Annotated in this window: 18 protein-coding genes and 1 riboswitch; of the genes, 15 read left to right on the forward strand and 3 right to left on the reverse strand. The window is 72.6% G+C overall.

Annotated elements, in window-relative coordinates:
- Positions 1 to 10 precede the first annotated feature (10 nt).
- The gene (locus K2F47_RS31240; protein WP_242909501.1) at positions 11 to 1432 is read right to left on the reverse strand and encodes an amidase; all 1422 of its coding nucleotides are present in this window, start codon (positions 1430 to 1432) and stop codon (positions 11 to 13) included.
- Positions 1433 to 1839: 407 nt separating this feature from the next.
- Between K2F47_RS31240 and ccrA the strand changes: the two genes are divergently transcribed.
- The 11 genes from ccrA (at position 1840) to K2F47_RS31295 (ending at position 12511) form a co-directional block, all read left to right on the forward strand.
- Positions 1840 to 3084: a crotonyl-CoA carboxylase/reductase gene (gene ccrA / locus K2F47_RS31245; protein WP_242909502.1), complete on the forward strand. Its 1245-nt coding sequence runs from the start codon at positions 1840 to 1842 to the stop codon at positions 3082 to 3084.
- A gap of 89 nt (positions 3085 to 3173) precedes the next feature.
- The gene (locus tag K2F47_RS31250) at positions 3174 to 4319 is read left to right on the forward strand and encodes an acyl-CoA dehydrogenase family protein (protein ID WP_242909503.1); all 1146 of its coding nucleotides are present in this window, start codon (positions 3174 to 3176) and stop codon (positions 4317 to 4319) included.
- Between the two features lie 15 nt (positions 4320 to 4334).
- Complete coding sequence (locus K2F47_RS31255; protein ID WP_242909504.1) at positions 4335 to 5903, forward strand: AMP-binding protein; 1569 nt, start codon at positions 4335 to 4337, stop codon at positions 5901 to 5903.
- Positions 5900 to 6370, forward strand: a complete 471-nt coding sequence (locus tag K2F47_RS31260; protein ID WP_242909505.1) for an FAS1-like dehydratase domain-containing protein — start codon at positions 5900 to 5902, stop codon at positions 6368 to 6370. Before K2F47_RS31255 ends, K2F47_RS31260 begins: the two co-directional genes overlap by 4 nt.
- The gene (locus tag K2F47_RS31265) at positions 6367 to 6813 is read left to right on the forward strand and encodes an FAS1-like dehydratase domain-containing protein (RefSeq protein WP_242909506.1); all 447 of its coding nucleotides are present in this window, start codon (positions 6367 to 6369) and stop codon (positions 6811 to 6813) included. The genes K2F47_RS31260 and K2F47_RS31265 overlap by 4 nt, the downstream gene beginning before the upstream one ends.
- Positions 6810 to 7781 (forward strand): thiamine pyrophosphate-dependent dehydrogenase E1 component subunit alpha, encoded by a 972-nt coding sequence (locus K2F47_RS31270; RefSeq protein WP_242909507.1) that lies wholly within the window; start codon positions 6810 to 6812, stop codon positions 7779 to 7781. The genes K2F47_RS31265 and K2F47_RS31270 overlap by 4 nt, the downstream gene beginning before the upstream one ends.
- Complete coding sequence (locus tag K2F47_RS31275) at positions 7778 to 8767, forward strand: alpha-ketoacid dehydrogenase subunit beta (protein WP_242909508.1); 990 nt, start codon at positions 7778 to 7780, stop codon at positions 8765 to 8767. Before K2F47_RS31270 ends, K2F47_RS31275 begins: the two co-directional genes overlap by 4 nt.
- Positions 8764 to 9012, forward strand: a complete 249-nt coding sequence (locus K2F47_RS31280; RefSeq protein ID WP_242909509.1) for a biotin/lipoyl-containing protein — start codon at positions 8764 to 8766, stop codon at positions 9010 to 9012. The genes K2F47_RS31275 and K2F47_RS31280 overlap by 4 nt, the downstream gene beginning before the upstream one ends.
- Positions 9009 to 10340, forward strand: coding sequence for an MmgE/PrpD family protein (locus K2F47_RS31285; RefSeq protein WP_242909510.1), 1332 nt, complete (start codon positions 9009 to 9011; stop codon positions 10338 to 10340). Before K2F47_RS31280 ends, K2F47_RS31285 begins: the two co-directional genes overlap by 4 nt.
- Positions 10341 to 10347: 7 nt before the next feature.
- Complete coding sequence (locus tag K2F47_RS31290; protein WP_242909511.1) at positions 10348 to 11382, forward strand: zinc-binding dehydrogenase; 1035 nt, start codon at positions 10348 to 10350, stop codon at positions 11380 to 11382.
- A gap of 237 nt (positions 11383 to 11619) precedes the next feature.
- A riboswitch (cyclic di-AMP (ydaO/yuaA leader) is annotated at positions 11620 to 11760 on the forward strand.
- A 10-nt stretch (positions 11761 to 11770) separates the two neighbouring features.
- Complete coding sequence (locus K2F47_RS31295) at positions 11771 to 12511, forward strand: NlpC/P60 family protein (protein WP_242909512.1); 741 nt, start codon at positions 11771 to 11773, stop codon at positions 12509 to 12511.
- A gap of 173 nt (positions 12512 to 12684) precedes the next feature.
- Here K2F47_RS31295 and K2F47_RS31300 read toward each other — a convergent pair whose 3' ends face one another.
- A complete protein-coding gene (locus K2F47_RS31300) occupies positions 12685 to 13920 on the reverse strand; it encodes a PucR family transcriptional regulator (RefSeq protein WP_242909513.1) in 1236 nt (411 codons plus the stop codon).
- A 165-nt stretch (positions 13921 to 14085) separates the two neighbouring features.
- Between K2F47_RS31300 and K2F47_RS31305 the strand changes: the two genes are divergently transcribed.
- The gene (locus K2F47_RS31305) at positions 14086 to 14547 is read left to right on the forward strand and encodes a hypothetical protein (RefSeq protein WP_242909514.1); all 462 of its coding nucleotides are present in this window, start codon (positions 14086 to 14088) and stop codon (positions 14545 to 14547) included.
- An 81-nt stretch (positions 14548 to 14628) separates the two neighbouring features.
- Entirely contained in the window at positions 14629 to 16305 is a 1677-nt protein-coding gene (locus tag K2F47_RS31310) for a serine/threonine-protein kinase (protein ID WP_242909515.1), read from the forward strand.
- Here the strand turns inward: K2F47_RS31310 and K2F47_RS31315 are convergent.
- Entirely contained in the window at positions 16302 to 17597 is a 1296-nt protein-coding gene (locus K2F47_RS31315) for a lipase family protein (RefSeq protein WP_242909516.1), read from the reverse strand. The genes K2F47_RS31310 and K2F47_RS31315 overlap by 4 nt on opposite strands.
- A gap of 203 nt (positions 17598 to 17800) precedes the next feature.
- On the opposite strand from K2F47_RS31315, the gene K2F47_RS31320 reads away from it, so the two are divergent.
- Positions 17801 to 18808, forward strand: a complete 1008-nt coding sequence (locus K2F47_RS31320; RefSeq protein WP_242909517.1) for an alpha/beta fold hydrolase — start codon at positions 17801 to 17803, stop codon at positions 18806 to 18808.
- 212 nt (positions 18809 to 19020) lie between these two features.
- Entirely contained in the window at positions 19021 to 20022 is a 1002-nt protein-coding gene (locus K2F47_RS31325; RefSeq protein ID WP_242909518.1) for an alpha/beta fold hydrolase, read from the forward strand.

A 20022-nucleotide genomic window follows, 5' to 3' on the forward strand; every position in this document is an offset into this window, starting at 1 on the left:
CTGACCGCTCTCAGGAGGTCGAGGCGGGCTCGGTCGCGTGGGCGGCGGGTGGACCCGGCATCGGGTGCACCCGCTCCACCGCCCGTGCCACCGCCAGGACCAGCGCGTCCGCGTGCCGGGGGCCGACGATCTGGAGGCCGATCGGCAGCCCCCGGGACGTGCGGCCGACCGGCACGCTGATCGCGGGCTGGTGGGTCATGTTGAACGGGTAGGTGAACGGCGTCCACCTCGGCCAGTCGCTCAGCCCGCTCCCCGGCGGGACGTCGTGCCCGGCCTCGAACGCGGGGATCGGGACGGTCGGGGTGATCAGCACGTCGTGCCGGGTGTGGAACTCGCCCATCCGGACGCCGAGCGCGACCCGCTCCACCTCCGCCGCGAGGTAGTCGGCGGCGGAGCAGGTGAGCCCGCGTTCGATGACGGCGCGCAGGCCGGGGTCGATGTCGGCGCCGTCCCCGAGGACGTCGCGCCACTTGGCCGCCCCCGCGCACCACAGGATGTCGAACGCGTCGTAGGGGTCGGGGAAGCCCGGGTCGGCCTGCTCGACGCGGACCCCGACGTCTTGCAGGGCCCGCGCGGCGGACGCGACGGCGGCGGCGATCTCGGGGTCCACCCGTGCGTGGCCGAGGTCCGGGGAGAAGGCGGCGGTGACGCCGGTGACGTCGCGGCCGAGCTCGTCGGTGTAGGGGGTGGCGAGCGGGCCGAGCGCGAACGGGTCGCGGGGGTCGGGCCCCGCGAGCACGTCCAGCAGCAGCGCCGCGTCCTCGACGGTGCGCGCCATCGGCCCGGCGTGCGCGAGGACCGCGAGGGCGCTCAGCGGGTACTGCGGGACGCGGCCGTGGGTCGGTTTCAGGCCGACGACGCCGCAGAACGCCGCCGGGATGCGGACCGAGCCGCCGCCGTCGGTGCCGACCGACAGCGCGCCCATGCCGGACGCGACCGCCGCCGCGCTGCCGCCGCTGGAGCCGCCCGTGGTGCGGGTCGTGTCCCAGGGGTTGCGGGTCACGCCGGTCAGCGGGTTGTCGCAGACGCCCTTCCACCCCATCTCGGGCGTGGTGGTCTTGCCGAGCAGGACGGCCCCGGCCTCGCGCAGCCGGGCGGCGGCCGGGCTGTCGACGTCCCAGGGCTGGTTCGGGTCCACGCACCGCGAGCCGCGCAGCGTCGGCCAGCCCCGGGTCAGGAACAGGTCCTTGATCGACATCGGGACGCCGTCGATCGGGCTGGCCGGGGTGCCGTCCCGCCAGCGCCGCTCGGCCGCGCGGGCGTCCGCCAGCGCGCTCTCGGCGTCGACGAGCGCGAAGGCGTTGTAGTCGCCGTCGTGCCGCCGGATCGCCTCCAGGGCCGCGGTCGTCGCCTCCACCGGGGAGATCGTCCCGGCGGCGTAGGCGGCCACCAGCTCCGCCGCCGTGGGGCTGTCGTCTCGGACGCCGGCCATCGGTCCTCCTGAGAATTCGGGCTGAAAATTCCACACTCCGCCAAAAGGGCAGGAGAAAACGTCGATGCGCATTCTCGACGGGACGGCCGTCGATTGATCGACGCTCGGAGAGGGGGTGGAAACAATGGCGAGCCGGTCGGCGGAACCCGCCGGGCTGGCCAGGAGGTGAGCTGCGGATGATGGGGTGTCGACGCAGGTGGACGCGAGGCGATCGTCGCTCGACCATGACCCGACCGACCGGTCGGGCGACTTAAAGTTACCTCGCCATAGCAGAGCCGTCAACCCTCCGGGAACGGGGATTGACATTTCGCCGCGACGCGTAGTTCCATCCGAAACAGGCGGTCGTCGAGAAATGTTGATCAGCGCATCCGAGCAACCCGTGAGCCCCGAAAAGGCAGGAGCGATCGTTGTCCATTGACGCGAGGATTCCGGTCGGCGAGACGCCGCCCCCCGGCACCCGTCCCGGACGCATGTTCGCGCAGGTCGTCCGGCAGGGCCGGTTCGGCGACCCGCTGACCGCCTTCCAGATCGAGGAGGTGCCGGTGCCCGAGCCGGGGCCCGGCGAGGTGCTGGTCGCGGTGATGGCGGCGGGCATCAACTTCAACAACGTGTGGGCGGCGCGCGGCACGCCGATCGACGTGATCGCCGACCGCCGGCGCAAGGGCGAGCCGTGGGACTTCCACATCGGCGGGAGCGACGCGTCCGGGATCGTCCACGCGGTGGGCGAGGGCGTGGAGTCGGTGTCGCCCGGCGACCACATCGTCGTCCACCCCGGCTACTGGGACCCGGACGACCCGTGGGTGAAGGACGGCAACGATCCCATGCTCGCCCCCAGCGCCAAGATCTGGGGATACAACACGAACTTCGGGTCGTTCGCGCAGTTCTGCCTGGCCCAGGAGCACCAGCTCCTCCCGAAGGCACCGCACCTGACCTGGGCGGAGGCCGCCGCGCCGACGCTCGTCGGGACGACCGCCTACCGCATGCTGTTCGGCTGGGACGGGCACCGGCTGCGTCCCGGGGACCTCGTGCTCGTGTGGGGCGGCTCGGGCGGGCTCGGCACGCAGGCGATCCAGCTGGCGGTCGCGCACGGCGCGGACGCGGTCGCCGTGGTCTCCGACGACCGGCGCGGCGAGTACGCGACCCGCCTCGGCGCGATCGGCTACCTGAACCGGAACGACTTCGCGCACTGGGGCGTCCCGCCGCACTGGGACGACGCGCCGGGCTACGGCGCGTGGCTGAAGGAGGCGCGCCGGTTCCGGCAGGCGCTCACGGACATCGCGGGACGGCGCAGCCCGCGCATCGTGTTCGAGCATCCGGGCGAGGCGACGATCCCCACGAGCGTGTTCCTGTGCGCGCCCGGTGGCATGGTCGTGATCTGCGCCGGGACGTCCGGGTATTCGGCGACGGTAGACCTTCGCTACCAGTGGGTGATGCAGAAGCGGCTCCAGGGCTCGCACGGGACGAACGACGAGCAGGCCCGCGCCTACAACGACCTGGTCCGGGAGAAGCGGATCGACCCGGCGCTGGGCGAGGTCGTCCCCTTCCACGAGATCGGGCGCGCCCACCACGACATGGCGAACGGGATCGAGGTGTTCGGCAACCGGGTCGCGCTGGTCGGCGCCCCCGACGAGCACGCGGGCGCGGCGACCTGATGGCCGTTGACACCGATCCGAGCCCGTGTAAAAGTCGAAACCGACCGACTAGTCGGTCGATAGCCGGACAACGTGGAGGGTGACGGCGCATGGACTTCAGCATCCCGGCCGAGCTCAGCATGTTCGTCGACTCCGTGCGGCGCTTCCGCGAGCGGGAGCTGATGCCGCTGGAGCAGCGGTTCCTGACCGAGGGGAGGTTCACCCCGCAGGAGCGCCGCGACCTCCAGGAACGTGCCAGATCGCAGGGGCTCTGGGCGCTGGACGTGCCGGAGGAGTACGGCGGCCAGGGCATGGGCACGCTCGCGACCTGCCTGGTCGTCGAGGAGCTGTACAAGCACCCGGGGATGTTCGAGTTCGGCGGCAGCCCCGAACCCGTCCTCTACCAGGCGGACGAGGAGCAGAAGAAGCGCTACCTGTACCCGGTCATCGAGGGCGAGCGGCGCAGCTGCTACGCCTTCACCGAGCCCGGCACGGGTTCGGACTTCGCCCGCATCGCCACGACGGCCGTGCGCGACGGCGACAACTGGGCCATCAACGGCACGAAGATCTTCATCTCCGAGGTCGACCGCGCCGACTTCTGCATCCTGTTCGCCAGCACCGATCCCGAGGCGGGGTCGCGGGGCATCACCTGCTTCCTGATCGACATGGGGACGCCCGGCTTCGACGCGTCCCGGCCGATCCCGACGATGGGCGACGACTGGGAGCCCTACGAGCTGTCGTTCAGCGACTGCGTCGTCCCCGACTCGGCGCGGCTCGGGCCGGTCGGCGGCGGCTGGGCGCTCGCGAACGAGCAGCTCACGCACGGCCGTCTCAAGATCGCCGCGTTCCAGCTCGGCATCGCCCAGCGCTGCCTGGACATGGCCGTCGAGTGGGCCAAGGAGCGGGTGACCTGGGGCAAGCCGATCGCGACGCGGCAGGGCGTCCAGTGGATGCTGGCCGACAGCGCGGTCGAGCTGGAGGCGGCGCGGTACCTGGTGTACCGGGCCGCGTGGATGGCCGACGAGGGGCAGCCGATCCGCAACGAGGCGTTCATCGCCAAGCTGTACGCGACCGAGATGGCCCAGCGCGTCACCGACCGCTGCCTCCAGGTGTTCGGCGGCCTCGGCTACAGCAAGGAGCTGCCGATCCAGAGCTTCTTCCGGCAGGTGCGGGTGTGGCGGATCGGGCACGGGTCCTCGGAGATCCACCGCTGGATGATCGCGCGCAACCTGCTCGGCCTGTCCTCGCGGGACTGAGCACCGGGAGCCGTCATGGATCTGATCGGGAACCGCACCCTCGCCGACCTGCTCACCGAGCGGGACGCACGGCACCCGCACCGCGCCTGCCTCGTCGTCGAGGACCGCGCGGGCGCCGTCACCGAGTACACCTACGCGGAGGTGCTGGACGCCGTCCGCCGCGCGGCGGGCGGGTTCGCGGCCCTCGGCGTCGGACGCGGCGACGCGGTCGTCCTGCACCTGCGCAACAGCGCCGAGTTCGTGTTCGCCTGGTTCGGGCTGGCCTGGCTCGGCGCCGTCATGGTGCCGTCGAACATCGCGAACTCCCCCGCCGAGCTGACGTATCTGATCGAGCACTCCGAGGCCGTCGGCGTGCTCACCGAACCCGACTACATCGCCCTCTTCGCGGACGTCTTCGCGGACGTCCCGGAGGTCGCGCACCGGATCGTCGCACGCGGCGACGCCGACGGTTTCGTGCCGTTCGCCGACCTGCTGGCCGCGCCGCCCGCCCCGCCGTCCGAGAACATCGGTCCCGAGGACGTGGCGGAGATGCTGTTCACCTCGGGCACGACCGCGCGCCCCAAGGCCGTGATGATCACGCACGCGAACTGCCTGTGGGGCGGGGAGCGGGTGTCGCGCGGCGCCGCGCTGGACGAGCGCGACCGGCTGCTGACCGCGCTGCCGCTGTTCCACATCAACGCGCAGGAGATCACGCTGCTGGCGGCGCTGACCGTCGGCGGAACGGCCGTCGTGCTGGAGGACTACCACGCGAGCGGGTTCTGGGCGGCGGTGCGGCGGCACCGCGCGACGGCGGTGAGCCTGGTCGCGATGCAGGCGCGGACGCTGCTCGCGCAGCCGCCGACCGAGCGGGACGCCGAGCACGAGATCCGCCGCTGCGTCTACGCGATCAATGTCACCGAGCAGGAGAAGGACGCCTTCGAGCGCCGGTTCGGCGTCGAGCTGATCAACGGGTACGGGCTGTCGGAGGGCGGGACCGTCGTCACGATGTCGCCGGTGTTCGGCGACCGCCGGTGGCCGTCGATCGGGCTGCCGAACTTCGACCGCCGGATCCGGATCGTCGGCGAGGACGGGCGCGACGTCCCGGCGGGCGAGGTCGGCGAGATCCTCGTGTCCGGGGTGCCGGGCCGGACGCTGATGAAGGGCTACTTCAAGGACCCGGAGGCCACGGCCGCGACCGTCCGGGACGGGTGGCTGCACACCGGCGACAACGGCTACCTGGACGAGCAGGGTTACGTCTACTTCTTCGACCGCCGCAAGGACGTCATCAAGCGCGCCGGGGAGAACGTGTCGGCGAGCGAGGTGGAGTTCGCGCTGCTGGCCCATCCCGCGATCACCGAGGCGGCGGTCGTCGCCGGGCGCGACCCGGTGCGCGACGAGGAGGTCGTCGCGTTCGTCGTCGCGCCGCCGGGCGAGGCCCCGACGTTCGAGGAGATCGCCGCGCACTGCCGGACGCGCCTCGCCGCCTTCAAGGTGCCCACCCGGATCCATGTCGTGCCCGAACTTCCGAAGACGTCCATCGGCAAGATCGAGAAGAAGCTGCTGCGGCTGCGGCTCGCCGGGCTTCCAGGGGGAGATGAGCGATGAGCACCCTCGACGAGGTGTACCGGCGCGTCCTGGAGCACGTCGGGACGTCCCGCCGCGAGGACCTCGGACGCGTGACCGCGCGCGACTTCCAGCGGTTCGCGGTCGCGGCGGGCGAGCCGCCGGGCGCGGTGGCACCGCCGCTGTTCCCGACCAGCGTGCTCGGCTGGGAGGCCGGGCCGCCGCAGGACGCGCTGCGTCCCGACGGCACGACCGACGACGAGATGGCCGACCTCCCCCTCGCCGGACTGCGGATGATGGGCGCCGGTCAGGACATCGACTTCCACGCGCCGGTCCGCGACGGCACGCACATCGTGCGCGAGACCTCGATCGAGGACGTGGCGCTCAAGGAGGGCCGCTCGGGCCCGTTCCTGGTCGTCACGCTGCTGCGCGCCTACCGCGACGCGTCGGGCACGCCGCTCGTGACCTCCCGGGAGAACCTCATCGCGCGTCCGGAGGCGGAACTGTGACGACACGCTTCTTCGAGGACGTCGCGCCCGGCACGAAACTGGACCCCCTCACGATGCGGCCCACCCGGGTCCAGGTCTTCCGGTTCAGCGCGGCGACCTGGAACGCGCACCGCATCCATTACGACATCGAGTACGCGGCGCGCGAGGGGTATCCGGACGTCCTCGTCCAGTCCCATCTGCACGGCTGCTTCCTCGTTCGGACGGCGCTCACCTGGGCCGGGCCGGGCGCGCGGCTGCGCCGGTTCGGCTGGCGCAACCGGCACATCGCCGTCCCCGGCGACACGCTGACCTGCACGGGCGTCGTCACCGCCTGCCGGGTGGACGAGTCGGGCGCCGGGGTCGTCGAGTGCGAGCTGGAGGAGCACAACGCCGACGGGGTGCTGTGCGCGCCGGGCACCGCCGTCCTGGAACTCCCGAGACTCCCCAGGAAGGACGGACCATGACCGCGGAAACGGCTCTCCGCCTCTACCGGACGATGGCGCGGATCCGGCAGTTCGAGATCGGGGCGTCCCGGCTGATGGCGGCCGGGAAGCTGCCCGGCACGCTGCACGTGTCGATCGGCCAGGAGGCGGTCGCGGCGGGCGTCTGCGACGTCCTGCGCGAGGACGACCACATCACGACCACGCACCGGGGCCACGGGCACTGCCTCGCCAAGGGCGGCGAGCCGACGTCGATGCTGGCCGAGCTGCTCGGCCGCGCGACCGGGTACTGCGGCGGGCGGTCGGGCTCGATGCACATCGCCGACCCGGCGGCCGGAATCCTCGGCGCGAACGCGATCGTCGGCGCGGGCATCCCGATCGCGCTCGGCGGCGCCTTCGCGGCCGCTCGGAAGGGACGCGGCGGCGTCGCGGTCGCGTTCTTCGGCGAAGGCGCGGTCGCGCAGGGCGTGTTCCACGAGTCGCTGAACCTCGCGGCGCTGTGGCGGCTGCCGCTGGTGCTGGTCTGCGAGAACAACCTGTATGCGGAGCTGACGCCGGTGTCGGTGCACCTCGCCGCCAAGCGCGTCGCCGACCATGCCGCGCCCTACGGCGTCCCGGGCGTGCGGGTGGACGGCAACGACGTGCTGGCCGTCCGGAGCGCGGCCGACGAGGCGGTGGGGCGGGCGCGCGACGGCGGCGGCCCGACCCTGCTGGAGTGCATGACCTACCGCTGGCACGGCCATTTCGAGGGCGACCCGCAGCAGTACCGCGAGGACGCCGAGGTCGCGGAGTGGAAGGCCGCCGACCCGCTGAAACGCCTGGCCGACGCCCTCCCGGACGCGGCGTCCGACCTCGCGGCGATCGACGCGGAGGCGAAGCGGGAGATCGCGGACGCCGTCGTCGCGGCCGAGGCGGAGCCGCTCGCCGCGCCCGGATCGGTGACCGCGCACGTCTACAGCGCGCACGTCTACAGCGGGGGTGCCGCGCGATGAGCACGACCAAGTACTGGCGGGCGGTGAACGCGGCCCTGCACGAGGAGCTCGAACGCGACGACTCCGTCCACGTCTTCGGCGAGGACGTCGGCGTGCCCGGCGGCCCGTTCGCGGCGACGCGCGGGCTGCGGGACAGGTTCGGCGAGTGGCGGGTGCGCGACACCCCGATCAGCGAGGCGGCGTTCACCGGCATGGCGGTGGGCGCGGCGATGGCGGGGCTGCGCCCGGTCGCCGAGATCATGTACTTCGACTTCATGACGCTGGCGATGGACCAGCTCGTCAACCAGGCCGCGAAGATGTCCTACATGTCCGACGGCGCGTTCTCGGTGCCGCTGACGATCCGGACGCTGTGCGGCGGCCACCGCGGCTCGGGCCCGCAGCACTCGCAGAGCCTGGAGGGCTGGCTCGCGGCCGTCCCCGGGCTGAAGGTCGTCTGGGGCGGCACGCCCGCCGACGCGAAGGGCCTGCTCAAGGCCGCGATCCGGGACGACGACCCGGTCATCGTCATCGAGAGCCTCGGGCTGTGGACGCGGCGCGGCGAGGTCCCCGACGATCCCGACCACGTCGTGCCGATCGGCGCCGGGCTCGTCCGCCGCCCGGGGACGGACGTGACGCTCGTCTGCTGGGGCGACACGGTCCCGGTCGCGACGGAGGCCGCCGAGACGCTCGCCGATCGCGGCGTGGACGCCGAGGTGCTCGACCTGCGGACGCTCAGCCCGCTCGACGAGCCGCTGATCCTGGAGTCGCTCCGCCGGACGGGACGGCTCGTCGTCGTCCAGGACGCGCAGGGCCCGTGCAGCGTCGGCTCGGAGGTGGTCCGGCTCGCCGCCACCGACGGGTTCGCATCGCTGCGCGCACCGGCCGCGCAGGTCAGACCACCGTTCGCGCCGGTGCCGTTCGCGCCCGACCTGGAGCGCGCCTACTACCCCGGGGCCGAGGACGTGGTGTCGGCGGCCGTCGCGACGATCGAGAGGACCAGGGCGTGACGGACATCGTGGTACCGAAATGGGGCGCGACCATGGACGAGGCGACGATCGTCCAGTGGCTGAAGAACGTCGGCGACCGGGTCGCCGAGGACGAGCCGATCGCCGAGATGGAGACCGACAAGGCGCAGGCCGAGATCGTCAGCCCGGTCGGCGGGACGATCGTGGAGCTGCTCGTCGAGAAGGACGCCGACGTCGTCGTGGGCCAGGTCATCGCCCGCGTGGCGGCGGAGGGCGAGGCGCCGTGACGACCCTCGCCGAACGCGTCGCCGACTTCACCGCGAACCTGAAGCTGTCGTCCGTCCCCGCCGAGCTGGTCGAGAAGGCGAAGGTGACGGTCCTGCACGACCTCGGCGTGGGCCTCGCCGGGCACCGCCTCGCCGCGACCGCCTACGCGTTCGCCCGCGAGGAGGGCGCCGCGCCGCACGGCGCACGGCTGCTGATCGACGGCACGTCAGTGACGGTCGAGGCGTTCGCGCTCGCGACCGGCGCGCTCGTCCACGCGCGGACGCAGGACGACACGCAGGTCGCGGTGTCCACGCACCTCGGCGCGACGACGCTGCCCGCGCTGCTCGCGCTCGCCGACCGCGCCGGGCTGCACGGAAGCGACCTGCTGGCCGCGCTGATCGCCGGATACGAGGCCGCGTCCGTCATCGCGGAGGGCAACGCCGACGTCTCGACCGCGCGGGGGTTCCGCGCGAGCAGCGTCTACGGGCCGTTCGCGGCGGCGGCCGGGTCGGCGCGGCTGCTGGGCCTGACCGCCGAGCAGACGGTCTCGGCCCTCGGCCTCGCCGCCGCGTTCGGCGGCGGCACGAACCAGACGTGGGTCGCGGGCACGCAGGAGTGGCGCTACCAGGTCGGCGCGGCGAGCCGCAACGGCATGGTCGCGGCGCTGCTGGCCGCGCGCGGCGTCACCGGCGCACCGGACGCGCTCGACGGCGCCGCCGGGCACCTGCGCGCGTTCACCGGCACCGTCCCCGATACCCCTGAGCTGCGGCTCGGCGAGGACTGGCGGCTCCGGTCCGTCACCTACAAGCCGTATCCGGTCTGCGCGATCAACCAGATCCCGGTCACGCTGCTGACCGGCCTCGACATCCGGGCCGAGGACGTCGTGGAAGCCGTCGTCGAACTCCCGGCGGACGACGCCGCCTACCCCGGCGTCGACGCGCACGGCCCGTTCCGGGACGTCGGCGGGACGCTGATGAGCCTGCCCTACTGCCTCGCGGTCGCGATCCGGAAGGGCGGCATCGAACTGGACGACCTCTACGGGTACGACGACCCCGAGCTGATGGACCTGGTCCGCCGTGTCAGGGTCGTCCCGGCGGGCATACCGCGCGGTGCCTGCCGGATCACCGTCCAGACCCGGGAGGGCGGGACGCGGGTCGCCGAGCACGCGCCCGACCCGTCCACGTTCGACTGGGACCGGGACGAGACCGCCGACCGGCTGCGCGCGATGACGGCCGAGACGCCGCTGACCCCCGCGCGGCTGGAGGAGTTCGTCGAGGTCGTCCTCGACCTCGACCACCGGCCGGTGCGCGACCTGGTCGACGCAACGATCATCGACTCGAAGGAGTGACCCCCTGATGCGAGCCACCCTCATCTACGGCCGCGGCGACGTCCGGGTCGAGGAGGTGCCCGACCCGGTGCTGCGGGAGCCGACCGACGCGATCGTGCGGGTGACGCGTGCCTGTGTCTGCGGCAGCGACCTGCACCGCTACCGCGGCATGGACCCCGTGGACGAGGGGCTGCGCATCGGCCACGAGTTCATGGGCGTCGTCGAGGAGACCGGCGCCGACGTGGGCTCGGTGCGGCGCGGCGACGTCGTGCTCGTCCCGTTCCTGTGGTGCGACAACTCCTGCGACTTCTGCCGGGACGGCCTGCACGGCTCCTGCCGCAACGGCGGCCGCTGGGCCGTCGGCGGCCTGGACGGCGGGCAGGGCGAGGCCGCCCGCGTCCCGCAGGCCGACGGCACATTGATCAAGCTGCCGGTCGGCGCCGACGACCCGGTGATCCCGTCGGTGATGGCGCTGTCGGACGTGCTGCCCACCGGCCACCACGCCGCCGTCACCGCCGGGGTCGGCAAGGGCGCCACGGTCGCGGTCATCGGCGACGGCGCGGTCGGGCTGTGCGCGGTGCTGGCGGCCGCGCGGCTCGGCGCCGAGCGGATCGTCCTGCTGGGCCGCCATCAGGCCCGCACCGACCTCGGCCGCCGGTTCGGCGCGACCGACGTGGTCCCCGAGCGCGGCGCGGCGGCGGTCGCCGCGCTGCGCGAGCTCACCGGCGGCGACGGCGTCCCGCACGTGCTCGAATGCGTCGGCAACGGCGAGGCGTTCGAGACGGCGCTCGGCGGCGTCCGCGACGGCGGCACGATCAGCCGGGTCGGCGTCCCGCAGTACACCGAGGCGCGCCTGGACTTCGACGTCTTCATGCGCAACCTCACCATCACCGGCGGCGTCGCCCCGGCCCGCCGCTACGTCCCCGAACTGCTGGCCGAGGTGCTCGACGGCACGATCACGCCGGGCGAGGTGTTCGACCTCTCGGTGAGCCTGGACGACATCGCGGACGGCTTCCGCGCGATGAGCGACCGCGAGGCGCTGAAGGTGCTCGTCCAACCCTGACCCGACACGTGCTCCAGACCCCCGCAGGGCCCTGCCGCAAGGCCGCGCAGGGCCCTGACGTGCGTCTTCACGCTAGATTTTGATTTTGCGGGGGTTTGCCAACCCTTGGCGATATGAGTAACTTGTCCCACTCGGACGCCATCCAGGCGCTCTGTCACCAGTGTCCCTAGATGGGGGCATTGATATGACCCGGGGCGATTCTCCTCGTCCGGGCCACAACATCAGCGCCGCTGCACCGCAGCGGCGACGCCGAGTCCGCCGTCGCGCGGAGCCGGGGACCCAACCTCGCATGGGGGTGAATCGGCCTGTCACCAGGCCGTAGGGCGACTTCCAGCCCGAACCCGTCAGCTAACCCGGTAGGCGTCTGGAAGCCAAGGAGTTCCCCCCTGTGCAAGGCAAGCACGGCAAGTACCGGACCTTCCGCAACCTCAACCCCCGCGCCGCAGGCGCCCTGGCCGGAGTCGCCGCGCTCGGCGTGATCGGCGGCATCGTGCAGGTCACGGCCGACCCGTTCGGCTCCGGCTCCGGCTCCGCCGACTCGGTGGCCGCCGTCCAGACCGTCCCGCGGGCACCGAAACAGGCGGACCCGTCCCCGGCGACCGCGCCCGAGGCGGCGGGGCCCAAGGCCGAGAAGCGCAAGTCGGACGTGCGCGAACGCGACACCCGCGACCGCGCGTCCCGCGAGCGCCGCAAGGAGGCGACCCCGGAACCGGTGGCCAGCCCCCGGTCGGAGGTCATCGAACGGGCCAAAACCTGGAACCCGGGCACCTCCGACCGCGTCTCCTACAGCCAGTCCGACTACCACAACGGCTACCGCACCGACTGCTCGGGCTTCGTCTCGATGGCGCTCGGCCTGCCCAAGCCCGGCGAGAACACCGTCGGCCTGACGTCCTCGCGCTACACCGAGCGCATTTCGATGTCGGAGCTGAAGAAGGGCGACCTCGTCATGGACGCGTCGGGCACCAACACCACCCGGCACGTCGTCATCTTCGAGAAGTGGGCGAACAGCGCCCACACGTCCTACTGGGCCTACGAGCAGCGCGGCCACTACGGCACCGACCACCGGACGCGCGACTACGGCCTCTCGTCCGGCAGCGAGTACAAGGCATACCGCCCGACGAACCTCTAACCGCACACTCTGTTCATGAAGACCCGGCCCACGGCCGCGTCTTTGCGGGCGCGGAATCGCTTCGCGATCTTCCCGGTGGGGCCTCGCCTTCGGCGTCGGCCCCACCGGTCAGCTACGCGCCCGCGTGACGGCTGAGGCGCTTCCGTACAGGCACCGGGCCTTCGGTGTTTCGCTCAGGTGTCGGCGAGGATGCGGGCGACGGTGGCGCTCAGGGCCCGGACGCCCCGCGTGCTCGTCGGGTCGATGCCGGTCAGCTCCCGCGCCCGGCGCAGGCGGTAGTCGAGGGTGCGGGGGTGGACGTACAGGTGCGCGGCCGTGAGCAGCCGGTTCATGTCATGGCGGTAGTAGGCGTCCAGGGTGGAGACCAGGTCGGGCCCTTGGAACAGGCGGTCGGCGATCCCCTTGAGCCAGCGGTCGACCTCGGGCACCCGCGCGGCGCCGAGCTCGACGAAGACGTCGGCGAGCATCGTGATCCGGTGCGGGACGGCCTCGACCGGCGCCACCCCGCTGATGCGCCGCGCGAGCGGCAGCGCGCCCGGCAGCGCGGCCACGCCCGCGACCGCGGCACCGGCGGCGCAGCGCCGTCCGGTCGTCTCGGCGAGGACGGCGGCCATGCTTAAGGCACGCTCCCTGATCGGCTCGGGCACCCCGTCGCGTTCGGCCTCCCCCTCCCGCTCGGGCATCCCGTCCCGCTCGGAGGCCTCGCACGGCTCGCCGCTCGGGATCGGCAGCAGCGCGACGAACTCCCGGGGGTCCTGCCAGCGCATCGGCACCCGCTCCAGGTCGACCAGGACGCCGATGGCCTCGGCGAGAGCGGCGGGCGGCAGCGGCGGGTCCTGGTCCGCGATCCGGACCACGGTCAGCAGGTAGTCCTCCGGGACGGGCAGGCCGAGCCGGCGTGCCAGCTCGGGCCCCGACGGGTCCCCGCCGAGCAGCGCCGCCGCGAGCTCCTGGACGCGCTCGGCGAACGGCAGGACGTGCCGCTGCCCGTCCAGGAAGCCGCGCGTGTAGGCGTTCTGCGCGGCCGTCCCCTGCGGGCCGATCCAGCCGAGGATCCGCATGAGGTCGTCCAGGTCGGAGGGGTCCGCCGCCTCGTGGATCTCCCGCACCGTCAGCGTGGAGTGCAGGCCGAGGACGGCCCGGTGGGCGGGCAGCGAGATCCCCGCCCGGCCGCGCTCGTGCCCGACCGAGGCGATGACCGCCAGGTCGGCGCCCGTGAACGGCCGGTCGTGCGCGGCCAGCTCCACCCCGCGGCGCCGCAGCAGCACCGCGAACTCCAGCAGGTCGGTGTGCTCGCGGTCGCCCGAGGCCAGCGCCTTGTACTCGGGCAGCTCACGCGCGTAGAGCTCCACCGCCCTGCGCGCGTTCGCGTCCACCCGCCTGTCCAGCGTCGCGAATAGATCTCCCATCCCGTCCCCTTTCGAGTCTCGGCTGATTCGCGCGAGAGGGGACGGTGGATCGTCACCGCCGCGACCGGTACCGGCCGCGATCGTGACCCTCCGCCAGCGGTCGGCTGCCGATCGTTCTGTTAGGGTCCGACCGCAATGCCCCTACCGGCCCCCTGGAGCTGTCCCGTGCCCAAAAAGATCGCGATCACGCTGGCCGTCGGCGGGCTGATGCTGGGCGCCGCCGCGTGCAACGACGACGGCGGCGGGAAGGAGGCGAAGGCCGGGCCGTCCACGCCGTCGGCGGCCGCCACCACGCCGAGTGCGGCCGCGCCGAGTACCCCCGCGCCCACCAGCCCCAGCGCGGCGGTTCCGTCCCCGACGAAGCCGGTGACCTCGCCCACCGAGCCCAAGCTCCCTACAAGCAAGACGATCGTGATGATCGACCCGGACGGCAAGAGCTACACCTACACGAAGATGGCCCAGCTGGCGGCGGGCATGCGCGCGACGATGAAGACCGCGCCGTCGAACTTCTGCGCCAAGTCCTACCTGGAGGGCGTCAAGGGCGGCGGCAAGTTCCCGGCCGGACGCGCCGCGTGGATGGCCGCGTGCGAGGAGGGCTGGCGCCTCGGCGCCAAGCCGCGCTGGTAGCCCTGACCAGCCCCGGACCACGAGCCCGCTCCAGGGCGATTTGGGCGCTTTCATGGTGGTCGTCGTTCTAGGCTGTCCGCCGTGACCTCAGGGCAGATGGTGATCGACGGGCGCTTCGAGCTGCGGGAACGGCTCGGCAGCGGCGGGATGGGCACGGTCTGGCGCGCGCTCGACCTCGCGCTGGAACGCGAGGTCGCGCTCAAGGAGGTGCGGCTCGCCGAGACCGACATGTCCGCCCTCGACCCGAAGCTCGCGCGGATGCTGCGCGAGCGGGTGATGCGCGAGGCCCGCGCGCTCGCCCGCGTCGACCACCCGAACGTGGTGACCATCCACCACATCGTGGACTCCCCCGAGATGCCGCACCCGTGGCTGGTGATGGAGCTCGTCCGGGGGAGGTCCCTCCAGGACCGGCTGGAGGAGGGGCCGCTGTCGCCCGCCGAGGGCGCCGCCGTCGGACGCGGCATCCTCGCCGCGTTGCGCGCGGCCCACCAGGCCGGGATCTGCCACCGCGACGTCAAGCCCGGCAACGTCCTCCTGCGGACGGACGGCACGCCCGTCCTCACCGACTTCGGCATCGCGGTCCTGGACGAGGCGTCCCGCGTCACCGCGACCGGCGGACTCGTGGGCTCGCCGGAGTACATCGCGCCGGAGCGGCTGCACGGCACCGAGGGCGACCCGGCGTCGGACCTGTGGTCGCTCGGCATGCTGCTGTACGTCGCCGTGGAGGGCCGCAACCCGGTGCGGCGCCCGACCCCCGCCGCGACGCTCGCCGCCGTCATGACCGCGCAGATCCCCCCGGCCCACCGCGCGGGGCGGCTGGCACCCGTCCTGCACGCGCTGCTGGTGCGCGACCCGGCCGCCCGTCCGGGGCCCGACCAGCTCGACCGCATGCTCGCCCACGCCGCCGGGTCGGCGGCCACCTCGGGCTCGGGCGCGATGCCGGTCTCCCTCCCGGCCCCGCCGCCCCCGCTCCCACCCGGCACCGACCCCGGCTCGTTCTCGCCGCCCCCGCGTGGAACAGACCCCGGCTCGTTCCCCAGTACGTTCCCGCCGCCGATGCGGATCACCGGCCCGGCGGCACCGCCGCCTCCGCGCCGCCGGTCGCGGACGAACGCGACGGCCGTCATCATCCTCGCGGTCGGGGCGGTCGCGGCGGTCCTCACCGCGGTCGTCATCGCCGTCCCCCGCTTGCTGGAGGAACTCGACAGCGCGGCCGCCGGCCCTCCCGGTACCTCCCACACGAACACCCCGCGCGGAGGCACCGGGAACGGGACCGGCGACAAGAAGGGCGGCGCGGAGCCGAAGACGCTGCTGACCCCCGCCGCCGTCCGCGACGTCATCAAGAAGTTCGAGCAGGCGTCGGGCAGCAAGCGGTTCGCGGAGCTCACCGTGTACGAGGAGCGCGCGGACGCCGACGCCCCCGTCGCCGGGCGCCGCGCCGCCTTCGACAACTACACCTACGAGAAGGGCGCGGACGCGGCGATCCGCAGCCGTCCGAGCATCGCCATCACGACCGGCGACGCCAAGGTGGACCCCAACATCTTCAACTGGGACGCGCTACCCGCCCTGCTCGACCGGGCCGCGCGGACGCTCAAGGTGCCGAAGCCGACGAACCGGTACATCATCGTCAGCGCCAAGTGGACCTTCAACGGCGACCGGCCCACGATGATGATCCACTTCACCGACGAGTACGACGGCGGCTACCTCGCGGTCAACACCCAGGGCAAGGTCATCAAGACCTACCCGGCAGACTCCTAGCGCCCGCTCCGACCCAGCCAGCGCAGGATGTCGGGGAGGCCGCGCTTGAGCGACCCCATGTGCTGCGACTTCGGCCCGTAGTCGACGACCTGCGGCCTCGCGCCGTGCGCGCGGAGGGCGCGGGCGCACGAGAGCGTGTTGGCGTAGGCGACCTGCTCGTCACCGGACCCGGCGAACAGCCGGACCGGGACGTCCGGCCTCCAGTCGCACGTCCCGTCCGACGACCGGATCGCCTTCAGCAGCGTGCCGGACGGATGCGCCAGCCGCTTCCGGTACGCCGGGGTGAGCAGCTGCTCCGGCGTGTCGGGGAGCTTCGGCAGGATCTCGGTGACCTCGTTCTTCGACCCGTCGAACAGCCCCTCCACGATCGAGGCGTAAGGGGCGTTGAACACCTCCGACGGCGACCGGTACAGGCCGAACCCGTGCTTCCAGGCCGTCGTGATGTACGCGAGGTAGAACACCGACGCCTTCGGCGCGAGCGTCGACCTCGGCGACAGCGACTCCGGCAACTGCGCGCGCAGCAGGTCGAACGGCCCGCTGATGGTGGCGATCGGACCGAGCCGCAGGTGGGGATCGGCCCCACGGCCCAACTCGCGGCCGAGCGCCATGGCCGCCACCCCGCCCTGGGAGAACCCGGTCACCGTGACGCGCGGCTGGAACCGGACGCCGTGGGACGCCGCCACCGTCCGCGCGGCGCGCAGCATGTCCAGCGACGCCGACGCCTCGGACGCGGAGTGCATGTACGGATGCGGGCCCGGCCCGAGCCCCAGCCCGAGGTAGTCGGGCGCGACGCCCGCGTATCCGGCGGCGGCGTAGTAGACGGCGGCGACCCGCCCCTGCCCGTCCTCGGCGGTCCCGCCCGCGTCCTTCTTGTTCGCGAGCGTGCCGTGGGCGAAGCTGACCGCCCGCAACGCCTTCCTCGGGGCCGTCGACGGCAGCGCCACGATGCCGCTCGCGGTCGTGGGCCTCCCGGTGGGCGTGATCGTCCGGTAGACGACGCGGTAGGCGTCCACGCCGTTGCGCGGACGCGGCGACGCCAGGGCGTCGTCGTTGTCCTTGAGGTAGGCGCCGGTCTGCTTGCCCGTCATGTGGGCGACGCGGGTCGCCGACACGACCGTGCCGCGTCCCGGCGCGGCCGCCGCGTCCCTGGAGGACACGTGGTGAGCCGGGGTGGAGGACCCCGAGTCGTCGAAGGCGAAAGCGGCGGCGGGGACGGCGGTGAGGACGACCGCCCCGCCGACGAGGGCGACCCCGGCCCTGCGGGACCGGAGGCGAACGATGGAGTTCTTCATGCCCAACGACGCTAGGGCGGGCCCGGCCGCCGCCCAATGCGCCTAGACCCCCGCCGGGGGTGTACCTGGATTCACCCCCCGCCGGATGGGGACGGCGACAGTGGGGGGCGGCGTGGGGACGTCGTGGGGGCGATCCGTCCTGTCCCCTCTTGACCATTGGTTCCGTCCGAAATAGTTTCGGCGGAAAATAAGGGGGTTCCCACATGGCCACGACATACGAGCTCGGCGACTTCGTCCTCCAGGGCGGCGCGACCCTGCGCGGCGCACAGCTCACCTACGAGACCTACGGCACGCTGGCGGCCGACAAGGGCAACGCGATCGTCTACCCGACCTGGTACTCCGGGCGGCACCAGGACAACGAGTGGCTGATCGGCGAGGGCATGGCGCTGGACCCGTCCCGCTACTTCATCATCGTGCCGAACATGCTCGGCAACGGGCTCTCCAGCTCGCCGAGCAACACGCCGCCGCCCTACAACCAGAGCCGGTTCCCGAACGTCACGATGTACGACAACGTCGAGGCGCAGTACCGGCTCGTCACCGAGCACTTCGGCATCGAGCGGCTGCCGCTGGTGACCGGCTGGTCGATGGGCGCCGGGCAGACCTACCAGTGGGGCGTCAGCCACCCCGAGATGGTCGAGCGCATCGCGCCGTTCTGCGGCTCGTCCCGCACCAGCTACCACAACAAGGTGTTCCTCGAAGGCGTCAAGGCCGCGCTCACCGCCGACGCCGCGTTCGCGGAGGGCTGGTACACCTCGCCGCCGACGCGCGGCCTGCGCGCCGCCGCCCGCGTCTACGCGGGCTGGGGGTTCTCCCAGGCGTTCTACTGGGACCGCCTCTACGAGACCCTCGGCTACAGCTCGCTCGAGGACTTCCTCGTCGGCTTCTGGGAGGGCTTCTTCCTGGACGACCGCGACGCGAACAACCTGCTCACGATGCTGTGGACGTGGCAGAACGCCGACGTCGGCCTGACCCCGGGCTTCAACGGCGACACCAAGGCGGCCCTCGCGTCCATCAAGGCGCGGGCGCTGGTCATGCCGGGCGAGAAGGACCTGTACTTCCCGCCCGAGGACGAGGCGTGGGCCGTCCAGCACATCCCGAACGCGGAACTGCGCGTGATCCCCGGCGTGTGGGGGCACTTCTCGGGCCACGGCAGCAACCCCGTCGACACCGCGTTCATCGACGCCGCGCTCGCCGAACTCCTGGCCCGGTGACCCCACCGGCCGCCCGTAGCTCACGGTAGCCACCCCGAACTGACGTCTCTGTTGTCTCCGTCAACATCGCCAGTAAATGGCGTTTCAGCATGTTTTCCCTGCAAGGCGGGCTGTTGATCGCATCAACAGTGAGTTATATTCCTGGCCTGACGAGCCCTGCCGCCCGGGGGGATACGCGGGGTCGTCCCATCAAGGATCTTGGGAGGTCTTGAGTGACGACCAACGACAGCGCCGAACGCACGGGTGGCGTTCCCGGCACCGACCGCCGCGGCATCGGCCGCCGCGGCCTGCTGGGCGGCGTGACGGCGCTCGCCGCCGGGGGGGCGGCGCTCGCCGTCGGCTCCGGCACCGCGAGCGCCGCCGGAGCGCTCGGTGGCGGCCGCATCCCCGGGCCGGCGTCGCCGCTGCGCATCATCCCCGTGCCCGAGCAGGTCCGGGCGCGGGAGGGCTACGTGCCGGTGCCCGGCGCGCGGCTGTACTACTGGGACACCGGAGGCAACGGAACCCCCGTCGTCTTCCTGCACCCCGGCACCGGCAGTGCGGAGAGCTGGCCCTACCAGCAGCCCTACTTCGCCAAGGCCGGGTACCGCGTCATCGCCTACTCGCGCCGCGGCTACTTCAAGTCCGACGCGGGCTCGAAGGACGACCCCGGGACCGGTGCCGGCGACCTGCACGCCCTCATCGAGCACCTCGGCATCAAGAAGTTCCACGCGGTCGGCGTCGCGGCGGGCGGCGGCATCGCGCTCGACTACGCGCTGACCCACCCCGAGCGGCTGCTCAGCCTGGTCCTCAGCGGAAGCCTGACCGGCATCACCGACCAGGCCTACAAGGACATGCTCGCCCGGCTGCGGCCCGAGGGCTTCTACGACATGCCGGCCGACTTCATCGAGCTCGGGCCGTCCTACCGGGCGCTCAACCCGGCCGGTGTGAAGGAATGGGTCGAGATCCACGACCGGGCCATCCACACCGAGATCTCGCAGCCCAACATCAACAAGCCCTCCTGGGCCGACGTCGAGAAGATCCGCGTCCCCACGCTGCTGCTGTGGGGCGACGGCGACCTCTACAGCCCGCCGAGCGTCCAGCGGGTCATGGCGTCCCACATCCGCGGCGTCGAGACCGTCGTCGCCAACGAGAGCGGCCACATGCCGCAGTGGGAGCGCTCGGACGTCTTCAACCCGACGCTGAACAAGTTCTTCCGCAAGCACTCGCGGTAG

The sequence above is a fragment of the Actinomadura terrae genome, assembly GCF_022751215.1.
Taxonomy (GTDB): domain Bacteria; phylum Actinomycetota; class Actinomycetes; order Streptosporangiales; family Streptosporangiaceae; genus Spirillospora; species Spirillospora terrae.